This window comes from Blastopirellula sp. SH421 (assembly GCF_057808535.1).
The window spans coordinates 5455470-5471773 of record NZ_CM173712.1; the positions used below are offsets into that span (position 1 = coordinate 5455470).

At 54.9% G+C, this 16304-nt stretch carries 7 protein-coding genes and 2 rRNA genes; 3 read left to right on the top strand and 6 right to left on the bottom strand.

Annotated elements, in window-relative coordinates:
• The first annotated feature begins 58 nt into the window (after positions 1 to 58).
• Complete coding sequence (gene acs / locus SH421x_RS22055) at positions 59 to 2014, top strand: acetate--CoA ligase (protein ID WP_488852181.1); 1956 nt, start codon at positions 59 to 61, stop codon at positions 2012 to 2014.
• On the opposite strand, the gene SH421x_RS22060 is transcribed toward acs, so the two are convergent.
• The 6 genes from SH421x_RS22060 to SH421x_RS22085 form a co-directional block, all read right to left on the bottom strand.
• Positions 2011 to 4245, bottom strand: a complete 2235-nt coding sequence (locus SH421x_RS22060) for a type ISP restriction/modification enzyme (protein ID WP_488852182.1) — start codon at positions 4243 to 4245, stop codon at positions 2011 to 2013. The genes acs and SH421x_RS22060 overlap by 4 nt on opposite strands.
• Positions 4242 to 4988: a hypothetical protein gene (locus tag SH421x_RS22065; RefSeq protein WP_488852183.1), complete on the bottom strand. Its 747-nt coding sequence runs from the start codon at positions 4986 to 4988 to the stop codon at positions 4242 to 4244. The genes SH421x_RS22060 and SH421x_RS22065 overlap by 4 nt, the downstream gene beginning before the upstream one ends.
• A gap of 285 nt (positions 4989 to 5273) precedes the next feature.
• A 5S ribosomal RNA gene (gene rrf / locus SH421x_RS22070) occupies positions 5274 to 5381 on the bottom strand.
• 211 nt (positions 5382 to 5592) lie between these two features.
• Positions 5593 to 8469 (bottom strand): 23S ribosomal RNA (locus SH421x_RS22075).
• Between the two features lie 723 nt (positions 8470 to 9192).
• Positions 9193 to 9849, bottom strand: coding sequence for a DUF1349 domain-containing protein (locus SH421x_RS22080; protein ID WP_488852184.1), 657 nt, complete (start codon positions 9847 to 9849; stop codon positions 9193 to 9195).
• A 422-nt stretch (positions 9850 to 10271) separates the two neighbouring features.
• Complete coding sequence (locus SH421x_RS22085) at positions 10272 to 10943, bottom strand: DUF1349 domain-containing protein (protein WP_488852185.1); 672 nt, start codon at positions 10941 to 10943, stop codon at positions 10272 to 10274.
• A gap of 147 nt (positions 10944 to 11090) precedes the next feature.
• Between SH421x_RS22085 and mfd the strand changes: the two genes are divergently transcribed.
• Positions 11091 to 14324 (top strand): transcription-repair coupling factor, encoded by a 3234-nt coding sequence (mfd, locus tag SH421x_RS22090; protein ID WP_488852186.1) that lies wholly within the window; start codon positions 11091 to 11093, stop codon positions 14322 to 14324.
• Positions 14325 to 14419: 95 nt separating this feature from the next.
• On the top strand, positions 14420 to 16216 hold the full coding sequence (locus tag SH421x_RS22095) for a peptidylprolyl isomerase (RefSeq protein WP_488852187.1): 1797 nt from the start codon (positions 14420 to 14422) through the stop codon (positions 16214 to 16216).
• The last annotated feature ends 88 nt before the right edge of the window (positions 16217 to 16304 follow it).

Consider the following 16304-nt stretch of genomic DNA (forward strand, 5'->3'; position numbering starts at 1 on the left):
GGCTCCTTCCCCTTAGTTTTCAACTTAGAGATGCTGTAATCTCGCGGAAAGTCTGCAAATGGCAAATGAATCGACCGGTCGCATCGACAATGTGATGCATGAGGCCCGTGTGTTCCCCCCTACCCCGGAATTCCAGGCCCAAGCTTCCATTAGCTCGTTGGAGCAATACCAGCAATTGTGGGATGAAGCGAAGTCGGATCCCCCCGCATTCTGGGACAAAATTGCCAAGACCGAACTTCATTGGTTTGAGCCGTACCGCAAAACCTTGGAATGGAACGAGCCGTTCGCCAAATGGTTTGTCGATGGCAAGACCAACGCTTCGTACAACTGCCTGGACCGTCATCTGACGACGGCGCGTCGTGATAAACCGGCGATCATCTGGGAAGGGGAGCCAGGGGATACGCGAACGCTGACCTATGCCGAGCTGCATAGTGAAGTCTGCCGCTTCGCCAATGGGCTGAAGAGTCTGGGGATACAGCAAGGAGACGTTGTCTCGATCTACATGCCGATGACGCCCGAGCTGGCGATCGCGATGTTGGCCTGTGCGCGGATCGGCGCGATTCACTCGGTGATCTTCGCCGGGTTCTCTGCCGAAGCGATCGCTGATCGCAATCATGACGCCAGCGCACGCGTGGTGCTGACGTCGGATGGCGCCTGGCGGCGCGGCAAACAGCTTTCGCTGAAAGCGACTGTGGACGAAGCGCTGGCCAAGTCGCCGACCGTCGAGAAGTGCATTGTGCTCAAACGGGTTGGCAACGAGGTCAACATGCAGCCGGGTCGCGACATCTGGTGGCATGACCTGATCGAGTCGGTCAACGACGATTGTCCGGCCGAACCGTTCGACAGCGAGACCCCGCTGTTTATCCTGTACACCAGCGGATCGACCGGCAAACCCAAGGGGATCAAGCATACGACGGCTGGCTACAATCTGTTCGCCAAGCAGACGTTTGAATGGGTCTTCGATCATCGCGACGACGACATCTATTGGTGCACCGCTGACTGCGGCTGGATCACCGGTCACAGCTATGTGGTGTATGGTCCGCTTGCGGCAGGCGCAACTTGCCTGATGTATGAAGGGGCTCCGAATTTTCCGGATGAAGGTCGCTTTTGGAATCTGATCGAGAAGTACAAAGTCACGATCCTATACACCGCGCCGACTGCGATTCGCGCGTTTATCAAATGGGGTGACGAATGGGTCGACAAGCATGACATTTCTAGCTTGCGATTGCTGGGAACGGTGGGCGAAGGGATCAATCCGGAGGCCTGGATGTGGTACCACGAGAAGATCGGCGCCGGTCGCTGCCCGATCGTGGATACGTGGTGGCAAACCGAAACCGGCGGGATCATGATGTCGCCGCTGCCGGGCGCCATTGCGACCAAGCCTGGTAGTTGCACCAAGCCGCTGCCCGGCATCATGCCGGGGATCTTTGATGAGCAGAATGAACCTTGCGAAAAGAACCAAGGGGGCAAGCTGACCATTACCTATCCCTGGCCCGGCATGCTGCGCGGCATCTGGGGAGATGAGGCCCGGTACAAGCAACAGTACTGGAGCACTGTTCCGCACTGCTACTTGGCAGGCGACAATGCACGCATTGATGACGATGGCTATTACTGGATCATGGGACGCATTGATGACGTGATCAACGTCTCGGGGCATCGCTTGTCGACCATCGAAGTGGAAAGCGCCCTGATCACCCATCCCAACGTCGCTGAATCAGCCGTGGTTGGCCGCCCGCACGATATCAAAGGCCAGGCCATCGCCGCCTTTGTCACGCTACGTGACGCGGAGCCCTCCGAAGAACTGAAAGCGGCGCTGAAGCTGCACGTGCGAAAAGAAATTGGCGCGTTGGCCGTGCCGGATGACATTCGCTTTACGGCGGTGCTGCCGAAAACGCGAAGCGGCAAGATCATGCGACGATTGTTGCGTGACATCGCTTCTGGCAAAGCATCGCACGGCGACATGTCGACTCTAGAAGATGTTGCGGCCCTTACGCAGCTAGAAGAAAAAGATTAACCCAGCGCCCGGCCGTCGCGATCAACCATCGCGGCGGCCCAGCCGCCGGAGCGATCGATGGCGTGATCAATTTCGGCGCGCACGCGAATTGTCTGCTGCACGGCGGAGATGATCTGCCGGTAAGTCTGCACATCATGGGCCGACAGTTCTTGCCCCCGGCGATCTTTGAGCCACTTCTCTAGCACTTGATGGACGCCGAAGCGGTATTCCCAGACTTCGACTTCTGCTGCGGCGATCGCTTGGTCAGTGGCGACGAAGATTTGACCGTCGAGATATTTAGGAAAGCCGCGACCAACCTTGACCAGGGGCGCCCCCTCTTTGCTGGGCGACTTCTCACGCAGCAAATGCGCGGCGATCAGTTGCTGGCCAAGTTGGATCAGTTGCTCGGCCAAGGGCCAGCCCTGCGGAAAGAAGAGCCGTGGATAGTCGATCCGCAAATGATCGGCGTAGCGCTGGCGATAGGACGCGGCATGAAATATCGCGTAGAGCAGCGCAGCAATGCTTTGCGGCGTGATCGTGCGAGCCTGCTGACGGGGCGCAGCGGACCAGGTTGCCTGCCAGCGCTGCAGATGGACTGCTAGTTGCTGGAGATGCAGATTGCTTTGCTGCGCAATCGCGATTGGCAAAATCGACTCGTTCCCGCGATTGTCACTCCGGAGAATTCCATCGAGCGTAATCGCATCGGTCACGCCAAAATAATTGCACTCTTGGCCGGTCGGCATCTGCCGCCGCACAATCAGCGCCAGCGTTCCCGCTTGGGCGAGTGAGTCCATGATCTCTCTGCGCGGCCAGTCAATCATCGCTGGCGTCCAATAGATCCAGCGATAGTCGAAAGGACGATAGAGACAGCGGAGCGGACGTTCGCGCCAATGGGCGTCGTCGCGGAGCGCTGCGCGAGCTGCGGCAAGTTTCCAAGAGCGCGTATCGCCTGATTGATACTTGGCGCCGCGACTGCGCGCGAAGTAGTGCTCTCGGAGTTCTTCGTCTGATTGGTTCGCGTCGCGGAATTCTTTGATCCGCTGGAGCAACGCCTCGCGATCGGTGTCGATCACAATCTTATCCCGCGCGGTCACCACGGCCGACGCATACTTGGCGAAAAGCTCTAGAATCGGCAAGCCGCGCGCATATTCACTGGCTCGCGATTCGTCTCGCGCCATGAAGAAGTAATACGGCGCGGAGGGGGCGATCTCGGTCGCCGCAATTTCGGTGATTGATCGCTTAGCCAGTTGTTCGAGTTTCGCTGCGCGTGTTCCCCAGAGATCACCCCGGCGCAGCGTCGCTGGTTGGGTTTGCGGGCCGGTTTTTGTGAACAGGCCGATGGCTACCCCTTGTTCGATCGCAAATAGATTTTCATCCTGCGGTTGTGCGGCGCTCTTTTCCTTCTTTTTGACGTTTCCATGCAGATCGATCAGGTAAATCTGGTCGAACCCGCGTAGCAGCTCCCACCGCATGCCGCGGAAGGTGGGATTGTCGAGATAGCCATGATTGGTCAGAAAAGCGAGGATGCCGACGCCGTTGCGATCGAGATGCCACTGCGCGAGTCGAAAGAATTGGACATAGTCGTCATGCAGCCATAATTTTTTTTCACGTAGCGGCGCGCCATCCACTTGGTAGTAGTTGCGGGCAGGATCGTCAGCGCCGGACATTAGCGATTTGATCCAATCGCCATGGCTGGCGGCCGCGGCGGAATAAGGGGGATTGCCGACAACGACCGAAAAACTGTCGCGGGGCGACCAAGTAGCCTCGGACAGCGCATCACCAACGCGAATTTGGATTTGGTCGGGCGAAACGTCGGTTACGCCGGTCTCGGCAAGTTGTCGGATCAACCGCTGTTTGGCGTCGGCCGCCGCTTCGGCGAAGATCTCACAGCCAAACAGCCGCGGGAGAATGCTTTGGTGGACCGCGGTGCGCCAAATGTGCTGCTTGCCTGTCGCCCAATAGGTTTGCCGGATCTGCTGCAGGACCGCTCCCAAGAAGACGCCGTCGCCGCAGGCAGGATCTAAGATCGTCACCCACGGCAAATTTGTGCCTGAACGCGGCGAATCATCCGCCAATCCCAGCGGCAAAGCAAAATCGGCTCGTAATTGTTGATCAACAGCAGCGATCATTGCCGCAGCAACGCTAGGCGGCGTATAGTAGACGCCGCGCCGTCGTCGGAGCCAATCATCCGACTGCGCCAAACGCGATTCAAAATTGTCGCCCGGTGATGGCTGACCGCTACCAGAGCTCATTCAGCGTCTGGCTGGTTGACTACTGTTGCTGGCTGTGCCGAGGAATGGGATGGCGAGATGATTAGATCCAACTCGCGTCCCTCTTTTTTCAGTTTGGCCCAGATTACTTTCGTATCGTCATCCGCATCAAACTCGAGCACGATTTCCCCCTTCCCTTTGTCGCCAGAAATGTCATAGATGTAGATAGACTCGTCCTCTTCGTCCATCGATGCCGTCCAATTCATTTCTAAATGTTGGATGTCACCAATCTCGGTTTGAATCGTGGGATCGCTGCCAAACGCGCCCATTAAATCAGCATCCACCGACGGAGTGGCTAAATCCAAGGGATCAAATTTCAGCTCCCACTCTTGCCCCTCTTTATGGAGGACAATTCTTTCGGGGTAGTCACCCTCTTCATAGACGTAAAGCTGACCGCTTCCTTTATCGCCGGAAATATCGAAGACCATGATGTCCTCTCCCGCCTGGGAGGAAGCGATCCAATTGATCGAGGAAGACGAGACTTCGCCGATCTCCGCTTGGATTGTTTCGTCTGCCTGAACTGCGGCAGCAATCGAACTGGCCTCTTCGTTCATCGTCCACTGCAAGATCCCACCGCAGCAGCCGCAAACGAGCAGAAAGGGAGAAACGATCGCAATGAAGATGCAACCCGAAATGCCAAAGACCCAGCCTGCACCCGACTTTTGTTTTTTTGACGGACGGGCCGTATAGTGATCTTCGGCAGAAAAGCGTTCTTCATTGCTCATGTTTATCACTCAACTCACAGAGAGGCCTGATGATGCGAAGAGTATAACGGGCCTAGCTTTGCATCGCGAATTGAAAAGTGAAATTTGCCAACCAAAAATGGCGAGAAAACAACTAGGGCAGGCCAAGCTTGGCGAAGGGTGCGTTTGACACAAGAAGCAACCGAGGCGCTATCAAACACCAGACCATCCAAAGAGCGACAAGCACGGCCTGCCCTACGCGAGAGATCCGGAGTGCGCATAAAAAAAGGCCCCAGCGGTTTAGCTGGGGCCTTTTTGTTGTATGAAATCCGGCGATACCTACTTTCGCACTTTTGGTACTATCATCGGCTCGAAAAGCTTGACGGCTGTGTTCGGAATGGGAACAGGTATAACCTTTTCGATATGGTCACCGGAAAAGGCAAGCGTCAACGTGAGGGCTGACGCGAGCCTAATGACTCATGGCAAACGGCGGACTGGGTTAGCAGTCCGCAGCGTAGTGGCCATCCGTCGCATGCCGAAAGCATTGAAGCTTTGTGTGTCTCGTTCATCGGAATGAACTTGGAGCATGCGACCGAAGTTGATTGTCTAGAGAATGCTTTTCTCGAGTGAAAAGCGTTGAATATATGTGGTCAAGCTTTCGTCCGTTAGTACTGGTTAGCTGAACACATTACTGTGCTTACACATCCAGCCTATCAACCTGGTCGTCTTCCAGGGGACTCTCGCACTAAAGTGCTTACGAATTCTAATCTTGGAGCGGGCTTCACGCTTAGATGCTTTCAGCGTTTATCCTTTCCGACCATAGCTATCCAGCCGTGCCACTGGCATGACAACTGGGACACCAGAGGGTCGTCCTTCCAAATCCTCTCGTACTAAAGAAGAACCTCCTCAAAATTCGTACGCCCACAGCAGATAGGGACCGACCTGTCTCACGACGGTCTGAACCCAGCTCACGTACCACTTTAATCGGCGAACAGCCGAACCCTTGGGAGCTTCTTCACCCCCAGGATGTGATGAGCCGACATCGAGGTGCCAAACCGCATCGCCGCTATGGACGCTCGGATGCGATAAGCCTGTTATCCCCGGAGTACCTTTTATCTGATGAGCGATAGCCCTTCCATACGGGACTACCGGATCACTATGACCTACTTTCGTACCTGCTCGACCGATAAGTCTCGCAGTCAAGCACCCTTTTACCATTGCGCTCTTTGCCTGATGGCCAACCAGGCTGAGGGTACCATTGCACTCCTCCGTTACTCTTTGGGAGGAGACCGCCCCAGTCAAACTGCCCAACTGACACTGTTCCCTGTCCGGATTCACGGATATTCAGGGTTAGAGCTAAAACATATTCAGGGTGGTATTTCAAGGACGGCTCCTTCGATGCTGGCGCACCGAGATCAAAGCCTCCCACCTATCCTACACAGAACATATCTCAGACCAATATCAGCCTACAGTAAAGGTTCACGGGGTCTTTCCGTCTAACTGCGGGTATGTGGCATCTTCACCACAACTACAATTTCACCGGGTCAGTGGTTGAGACAGTGCTCCAGTCGTTACGCCTTTCATGCAGGTCGGAACTTACCCGACAAGGAACTTCGCTACCTTAGGACCGTCATAGTTACGGCCGCCGTTTACCGGGGCTTCGGTCGCGAGCTTGCACCCTCTTCCTTAACCTACCGGCACCGGGCAGGCGTCAGACCCTATACATCCTCTTGCGAGTTAGCAGGGTCCTGTGTTTTTGATAAACAGTCGCCAGAGCCGATTTTCTGTGGCCCCCAACAGCTTGCACCATCAGGGGCACCCCTTATCGCGAACTTACGGGGTCATTTTGCAGAGTTCCTTAACCACTGTTCTCCCGAGCGCCTTGGTCTACTCGACCTACCTACCTGTGTCAGTTTTAGTACGGTTAAAACGTCTTCATCCCTTAGAAGCTTTTCTTGGACGTCCTACCGATGATTACCTCTAATCGAGTCAGATCGACAGCTTGTATTCCGGGAGCGGATTTTCCAATCTCCCCAACTTGCTGCAAATCACGGGCTGTTCCACCAGCCCGATCACCTTTCGGACGCCGTCCCTCCATCGGTCCAACGTTCTAGCGCAGGAATATTAACCTGCTATCCATCGTCTACGCCTTTCGGCCTCGACTAAGGTACCGGCTAACCCTGGGCGGAATTGCCTTCCCCAGGAAACCTTAGGTATTCGGCGAACAGGATTCTCACCTGTTTAATCGTTACTCATTCCGGCATAATCACCCGATAGCCCCAACACCGCTCCTTTCGGTACGGCTCGTATCTGACTATCGGCGCTCTCCTACCACTTTCGTCCGCTGCTTCGGTGAGACGCTTACTCCCGATCATTATCGGCGCAGAATTACTCGACCAGTAAGCTGTTACGCACTTTTTAAATGGTGGCTGCTTCTAAGCCAACATCCTGGTTGTCACAGTAATTCAACCTCCTTAGTGACTGAGCGTCTCTTCGGGACCTTAACAGACGGTCTGGGTTGTTTCCCTCTCGACCACGAAGCTTATCCCTCGTGGACTGACTCCTGAGATAGTCGCCCCGGTATTCGGAGTTTGGTTCAATAGGGTACCCCGGGAAGGGGCCCCAAATCGATTCAGTCTCTCTACCCCCGGTGCGTAGTGGCTCAAGGCTAGCCCTAAAGCTATTTCGGAGAGAACGAGATATCTCCAAGTTTGATTAGACTTTCACTCCTCCCCACAAGTCATCCCCTCGGTTTTCAACCCAAGTGGGTTCGGTCCTCCACGTGGTATTACCCGCGCTTCAACCTGCTCATGGGTAGATCACTTGGTTTCGCGTCTACAGCCTACGACTAACGCCCTATTCAGACTCGGTTTCCCTCTGGCTTCAGTCCGTAAGACTTTAACCTGCCGCAGACCGTAACTCGCCGGATCATTATGCAAAAGGCACGCCGTCACCCATAAATCGGGCTCCGACCGCTTGTAAGCGTATGGTTTCAGGTTCACATACCTCCCCTAACAGGGGTTCTTCTCATCTTTCAGTCGCCATACTGAGTTCACTATCGGTTATCAGAGAGTATTTAGCCTTACGGGATGGTCCCCGTGGATTCAGTCCAGGTTTCACGTGCCTGAACCTACTCAGGTATCTCTCGGGAGATAATGCCGCTTTCGTTTACCGGGCTGTCACCGTCTATGGCCGACCTTTCCATGTCGTTCAACTAGCAGATTACTTTGTAACTCCCATGTGAGAGACCCTACAACCCCGTGAAGAAAATCCCCACGGTTTGGGCTATTTCGCTTTCGCTCGCCGCTACTTACGAAATCGAGTTTTCTTTCTCTTCCTCCAGGTACTGAGATGTTTCAGTTCTCTGGGTTAGCCACTTACGCCTATGTATTCAACGTAAGTCATTCAGGAATCCCGGGATCAACGTTCGTTTGACAACTCCCCCAGGCTTATCGCAGTCTTCCACGCCCTTCATCGCCTTCTGATACCAAGACATCCCCCATACGCCCTTAATAGCTTGACCACAAATATTCAAAGCTCTTCAGCAAAGAACATCTTTCAAACTACCGGACCTAAGTCTTTCCGACGCCTCACGGCGGCGGCCAGTTTAGATATCCGATCTTATTTAACGATTATTCGCTCGAGAATTTCACCTTAAAATTAACCCCCAGCTTGTAGAACCGGGGGTCCGGTTACTTTTGCATTCTCTATATCTTCACGACTTAATTCCGCGGCCGCAAACTGAACCAACTCCTCAGCCTCCACTTCCCTGCACTTGCATGCAAAGTCGTTTCCGCCAGGAAGTCATGTTTCAATCGCAAACCACATCTTCAAGACGTGATGAATGCCATCTACTTCATTTGCCAAATTGTCAAAGAACTCTTTTCCGCCACAACTTTTCGGAGCAGCGTTTCCCTGTTGAAGAATTGCCCTCAACGAGAAGAAGGGAATTTATGACAAACCGAAGCCGGTGTCAAACGGGGGCAGCGCCGTTTTCATGAAGAGTTCAAAAAAGAATTGCCAGCGACTTGGTCCGCAAATGCGTTTCACTCGGAATTTCTCGGCACAATCGCTGATTTGGCGATTGTGAAATATTTTAGAAGATCTTCCCGCTGGATTCCGTAAACGGTCCCTTTTGCAATCACTGCGTCCCAAGCTCGGGACGAAATTGAGGGTTCGAAATCGAACCTTTTGGATGATGTCGCTTTTCCGCCTTCGGATCGATGGAGATCCGAGGTTCTTTCGCCTACTTGGCGACTGATTCCAGTAGATAGAAGTCACTAAAGCTGGCGGAGAACTCCTTTTTGGTGGAGTTTAGTGCAAACACCCCAACTTTCACCGCAGGCAGAAACGGCATTCGCAGCGATGTATGGCGTTTCCATTTCAGCCCGTCGGGACTTAGCCAGAGGAAAACACGGTCGTCACGACGTTCCAGTCGCAGCCACATCGGCTCACCGTTCCAGGGGATGGTGAGTGCGCCCGCTAATTTCCCCTGCTCATAGATTTCTGCCGAGGCGAAGGTGGCTTTGGCTTCACCGGTGGCCGACCGTGTCCACCGCAGAAAGTTCTGGTCGTCCTGCCAAACCACCAAGCCAGCCGCGACATAGCTAGAACGGATCGTGCCGATGTTTTCAGCAGGAATGGGGAAATCGAGCACGCGGGCTTCGATGACAAAATCCCCAGTGACGTCACGCCACACACGGGGGGCCGATGTATCCCCAATCACCGGATTGAGGTTATGAATCCCCGGCGGGACATGAAACTGAAGTTGCCCCTTGGCCTCTTCGATCGGGCAATCTCCCTGGGGATCTACGGGCTTTCCCCAGTCGGCAATTTCCGCCATTAGCGGGCTCCCCATCACCGCCCACACCAGAAGTCCTGCCCATAGTTTCGCAAACAGCATCCGAGATATCCTTGATGGGGCGAAGTGAGCGTGAATCAGCGGCTTCTCGTTGGTGTACGCAATTCTACCCCCGGCAGTTCGGCAAAGCGAAAGTTGATTCTCACTTTGCGAAGTTGGACTCTAGGTCGTAGAATTTTGCTCAATCGCATGGCAACAGGGACCACCTTAGAGTCGGCAGCCGCTCAACTGCGTAGCTTGCCGGTCCGTAATTGGTGGCCTGTCCGGCCTTGGCGGAAATCGATGAACTTTGCGATGCGCTCCGCACGTTTAGCAGCTCCGAAATCATCCAGTTCCCCGCCTGTGAATCGAATCGCAGCGAACGGCTGATGCATGACGAGATCTACGGACGCCGTCTACGAGTGCTAAAGCAACTGACGTATGGGCCGTAACCGGCGATCATCATCACCAGCGATGTATTTCGCTTACTTGGCGGCTGATTCCAGCAGATAGAAGTCGCTAAAGCTGGCTGAGAACACTTGCTTGGAGAAATTCAATGCAAACACGCCCACTTTGACTCGGGCAGGCAGCTTAACCGGAACCGACGACGTACGTCTCCACACTTTTCCATCTTCGCTACACCAGCAATGGATCCAATCCTCGCGGCGCTCAAGACGCAGCCACATTGGCTTTTTCTTCGTGTTCAACGTTGAAAATTGGAATTCTCCCCTTCGTTCTCCTTCTTCAAAAATCTCACCTCCCGCGTAAACCGCCTGCACTTCGCCTGCAGCGAAGTGGGACCAGCGGAGAAAATTCTTCTGGTCCTGCCAGACCAATAAACCTGCGGCTATATGGCTGATGCGTGAATCTCCGTTCTTCTCCGGCTCTGGCGGCAGTGAGAAGGGAAGCACTTTGGCTTCGATCACAAAATCCCCCTCGACTTCGCGCCAAACCCGCGGCGCCGTCGTATCCCCAACCTTTGGGTTGAGATAGTGAACGCCTGGCGGAACGTGAAAATCAAGCTGCCCGTTGTTTTCTTCGATCGGGCAATCTCCCCTGGGGTCCTCTGCTTGTCCCCAGTCGGCAATTTCCGCCAGTAGCGGGCTCACCAACAGAGCCCAAACCAAAAGTCCTGCCAACGGTTTCACAAACAGCATCCTCCAGCCCCTTTCTGTGGCGAAGTCTGCCTAACCGGCAGCTTCTTGATCGTGTACTGTAGTTGTAACCTGTGGAGTTCGGCAAAGCGAAAGTTGATTCGCACTTTGCGAAGTTGGGCTCTAGGTCGTAGAATTTTGCTCAATCGCATGGCAACAGGGACCACCTTAGAGTCGGCAGCCGCACAACTGCGCAGCCTGTCGCAAGGATTAGCCGAACGAACAGAGTTCCGGGAAGTCGTCGCCCACATCGCTGCCGGGCGAAAGGGGACGATCGAGGGAGTCTGGGGATCGGCGTGCGCGCTAGTCACCGCAGCGTTGGTCCCCGATATCGCTGGGCCGCTCTTGGTGGTCTGTCCGAGCTTGGCGGAAATTGATGACGTTTGTGACGCTCTACGGACGTTTAGCAGCGTTGACATTGTGCAGTTCCCCGCTTGGGAATCCGATCGCAGCGAACGCCTGCTGCATGACGAGATTTACGGCCACCGTCTGCGAGTGCTCAAGCAACTGACGCATGGACCGGCGCCGGCGATCATTGTCACCAGCATCGAAAGTCTGCTACAGCCGGTTCCCAGTGAGGCGAATGTCTCAGCCAACAGTCGCCGCGTTGCTGTCGGTGACCAGCTGGATGTAGAAGAACTGGCTCAATGGCTGGTTCGGCACAAGTTTCACTCAACTAGCGCCGTCGAACTGCCTGGCGAATTCTCGCTTCGCGGCGGCATCCTTGACGTGTTTGCGCCCGACTGGGAGCAGCCGGCTCGGATCGAATTGTTTGGGGACGAGATTGAATCGATTCGCCAGTTCGAGATTGGTACGCAGCGCAGTCTGCACGCGCTTCAGACGGTAGAGATCACCGTGCTGCGTTACGGCAAAGGACAGACGGGGCACTTTTCGGACTATCTCCCCTCGGCGTCCGCTTGCGTGCTGATTGAGCTGGAGCGGATGAAAGACTCGGCCGAGCAGTATCTGGATCGGCTGGAAAAGGTCGAAGACAAATTTAGCCTGCAAGATACGCTTCAGAAGCTCCAGCCGCTGGGAACGCTGAGCCTGTCAGGCGTCGCGAGCGGTCACCTGGACGCAAGTTTGGTGATGCACTTTGAATCGGTCGAGCAATTTAGCGGCGACATCGAACGCGTGCGAGGTGAACTGGAAGCGTTGAGCAACGGCCAAGATGTGTACATCATCTGCCAGACAGAGGCCGAAATCGAGCGATTGAGCGAGGTATTCGAGGGAGGCGAACTTCAGCGGAGCGGCCGGCTCTATTTTGCCTTGGGACGCTTGCCGCAAGGTTTTCGCTATCGCGAAGAGAGCGTCGTGCTGGTCAGCGGCGATCAGTTGTTTCACCGGATTCGTCGCCAACGCCCTGCCGCTCGCAAGCTGGGCAAAGTGATCGACAGCTTCCTGGATCTTCGCAAGGGAGACTTGGTCGTTCATCTGGCGCACGGCATCGGTCGCTATCGCGGGCTGAAAAAGATCGAGAAGCAGCGGCAGGTCGAAGAGCATCTCGAAATCGAGTTTCACGGCGGGACAAAAGTCTATGTCCCTGCCTCAAAAGTGGATTTGGTGCAAAAGTATGTCGGCGGCACGAAGTCGCGACCTCCGCTGGCCAAAATCGGCGGTCTTACCTGGCAGAAACAGAAGAAGTCGGTCGAACAGGCGATCCACGACTTGGCTGGCGAGCTGCTAGAAGTTCAAGCGAGCCGCCGCAGTCGCCCGGGCATTGCGTTCTCGGCCGATACGCTGTGGCAACGCGAATTTGACATGTCGTTTCCGTATGAAGAAACGGCCGATCAGCTGACGGCGATCGGTAATATCAAGTTTGACATGGAGCAGCCGCGGCCGATGGATCGCCTGCTTTGCGGCGACGTTGGGTTTGGCAAAACAGAAGTCGCAATGCGGGGCGCGTTCAAAGCGGTCGACAACGGTTATCAGGTTGCAATCCTGGTGCCGACGACGATCCTGGCCGAACAGCACTACAAAAGCCTGCGCGAACGGATGGCCGAGTTTCCGTTTACCATCGCACGGCTTAGTCGATTTGCTTCGGCCAAAGAGCAGCGAGACGTGGTGAAAGGGCTAAAAGCCGGCACGATCGACATTGTGGTGGGAACGCACCGACTTGCATCCAAAGACGTCAGCTTTCAAAACCTCGGCCTGGTCGTCATCGATGAAGAACAACGCTTTGGCGTAGAGATTAAAGAGCGGCTGAAGCAACTGCGAACGACGGTCGATGTGCTGACCATGACCGCAACACCGATTCCGCGCACCCTGCATATGTCGCTGGTCGGCGTCCGCGATATTTCGAATCTCGAAACAGCGCCGCTAGATCGCGTGGCGGTCGAGACGAAGGTTTCGCGATGGGGAGACGAGCTGATTCGGCATGCCGTACTGCGCGAGCTCTCGCGTGGCGGGCAAGTTTATTTCGTCCACAATCGGGTCCAGGATATCGAGCTGATCGCCGCAAAATTGCAGCGAATCGTGCCGGAAGCCAAGATCCGGATCGGGCACGGTCAAATGGGAGAAGGGGCCCTCGAAAAGGTGATGACCGATTTCATCGCCGGAAAATTTGACCTGCTGCTAGCGACCACCATCGTCGAAAGCGGGCTCGATATCCCGAACGCAAACACGATTTTTATTGACGAGGCGAATCGCTATGGCCTGTCCGAACTGCATCAGCTGCGTGGTCGCGTCGGGCGTTACAAGCATCGAGCCTATTGCTACATGCTGCTGCAGCCCGGCAAGCATCTCAGCCCGGTAGCCGCAAAACGTCTGCATGCGATCGAAGAATTTAGTCATATGGGCGCGGGGTTCGCGATCTCGATGCGCGACTTAGAAATCCGTGGCGCAGGCAACATTCTTGGTACGCAACAAAGCGGCCATATCGCGATTGTTGGTTACGAACTTTACTGTCAATTACTAGAAACGGCTGTGCGGCGCATCAAGCGGATGCCTCCAAAATTGACGATTGACGTCGATGTCGACCTGCCGGGTGAAGCGTATCTTCCGGATGATTACGTCAATGACATGCGACAGAAGATTGATCTTTATCGCCGCATGACACGGGTTGCTAGCGACGAGGATCTGACCAATCTGAAGGAAGAGATGCTCGATCGATTTGGGCCGTTTCCCGATCCGGTCGAGCGGATGTTGCGCTTGACCGAGATCAAGTTGGACGCTGCATTCTGGCAGATCAACACGGTCTATCTCGAAGATGATTACCTGGTTTTCCAGTATTCCGATCGAGGTCGCGCCGACCAGCTAGCTCGGCTGCGAGGGAAAAATTTCAGGATCGTGGATGACAAAAGCATCTATGTACCGCTGAAATCGGATGGGCTGGAGCCCGACGCTATCATTGAACAAACGAAATCTATCTTGCGGTCGAGTTGATCTCTTTCTATTATCGCGCCCCCTCAATAGATTCGCTATTGAGATTTGCCAGCCAAACTCGCTCGGGCCTGATAGCTGCCTGCACGGAGGGTTCCTTGATCCGCCGCAGTTCGATTTTCGTTTTCTTCACGGCGTTCGCATTGTCAACGTTCGGCTCGGCTCCTTGGTGCGCGCAGCCTGCACAATTGCATGCGCAGGGAAGTACGTTCCGTTCATGGCTCCCCTGGAGCCGCAAATCGAACGATGCTGCGCCGGTTGATCCGTTCAAGAACCGTGGAGGCTCTGCGGCCCCTGAGTATCGCGTTGCCGCGGCCCCCGGCGCTGCTGCGCCCATGACGACGGCGCCCACGACGCCGCTCCCCTATCCGAGCAATCCCTATGGCGCACCGGGCTACACGCAACAGCAAACAAAGCGGGCTCAGCCGACGTATATCGGCGACGAACCGTCTTCGGCGAATCACACGCCACAAGCCAACACAATGCCGGCCTATTCAGCGCCGGCCTATTCTGGCGGTTCCATCAACGGGACTACGCAGCCCTGGCAGGCGCCGCAATATCAACAAGGCGCGGCGGCCTGGTCGAATCAACCTTCGGCGAATCCAACGCCGCCGATCGTAACCAATTCGCCGCCGGCGAGTGCCTATCCGCCTGCAAGGCAACCAATATCAACGGGACCAGATCAACCTGCGGCAAGTCAATACGGCCAGGCGGCGCCCTCGGTCTCGACCAATCGCTATGCGCCTGGCGGTTATGCGCCGCCGGTCGCCAATCAATATCTACCGCCACAATCAGCGATTATCGAGAATTTGCCGGCCGCAGATCCGGTCACAGATCCTGCCGCAGCACAGGCCAGAGGACCGGTCACGGCGCGTGTCAACGATGACAAGGTATTTACGCCTGCGAAGATTATTGCGTTGGTTGGTGGCCAGCCGATTTTGGCAGGCGATATTCTGGGACCAGTGAATCAAGCGTTGCTCAAACGGATCGCAGAACTACCAGAAGAGCAGCGCAAGCAGGTCACCGACGAAGTCCTCGAAGAGCAACGCCAAATGGCGCTGCGAGAACTGCTGCCGGGCTTGATTGACACCAAAATGATCTATCTTGATTTCATTAGAACGATCCCGCGCGACAAGCTGAAAGAGATGCAAGGGCATCTCGATTCGCAATACGCGGAGTACCAGATGCAAAACGATCTGGAGCAATTTGAGGTCCAAACGCCGGCCGAACTGGATATCGTACTCCGCAAAGAAGGCTCTTCGCTGGAAAAGAAGAAGCGGCTTTTTCTGGAACAGATTGTCGCGTCACAACAATTGAAGACGCACGTCAAACCGGACACGGAAGTTACCCACCAGCAAATGTTGGACTATTACCACGAGCATATAGCCGACTACGAGAGCCCCGCCCGTGCTAAATGGGAGCAATTGATGGTCCGCTTTGATAAGTTTTCGAGCAAAGCAGAAGCGGAACAAGCGATCGCCGAAATGGGAAACCAGGTCCTACGAGGCGCTCCTCTGGATGCTGTCGCCAAGAAGGAATCGCAATGTTTCCGTGCTTCTGAGGGGGGGCTATATGACTGGACCACCCAAAATAGCCTGAAAAACGAAACCATCGATCAGGCGATCTTTACGCTTCCGACCAACCGGCTTAGCCAGATTATTGAATCGGCGGAAGGATACCATATTGTCCGTGTCATCGAGCGAGAGGATGCCTCTGTGAAGCCATTTCGGGACACGCAATTAGAAATTAAAGAAAAGATTAAACGTCAACGGGCCAACCAGGCGCAAAGCGAATATATTGCTGACGTGCGAAAGCGAACCCCAATCTGGACGATCTTCGATGAGGAAAAGCAGACGCAAACTGCGTCATCCGATTCTTCGGAAGAGCGACGTTAATTTAGCAGCATAAGCTCTGCTAATATCGGTTTAGACCGGCGGACCTCCTCTCAGCCGGCTCTGGGCAGTATAATCGGTGATTGTGCGA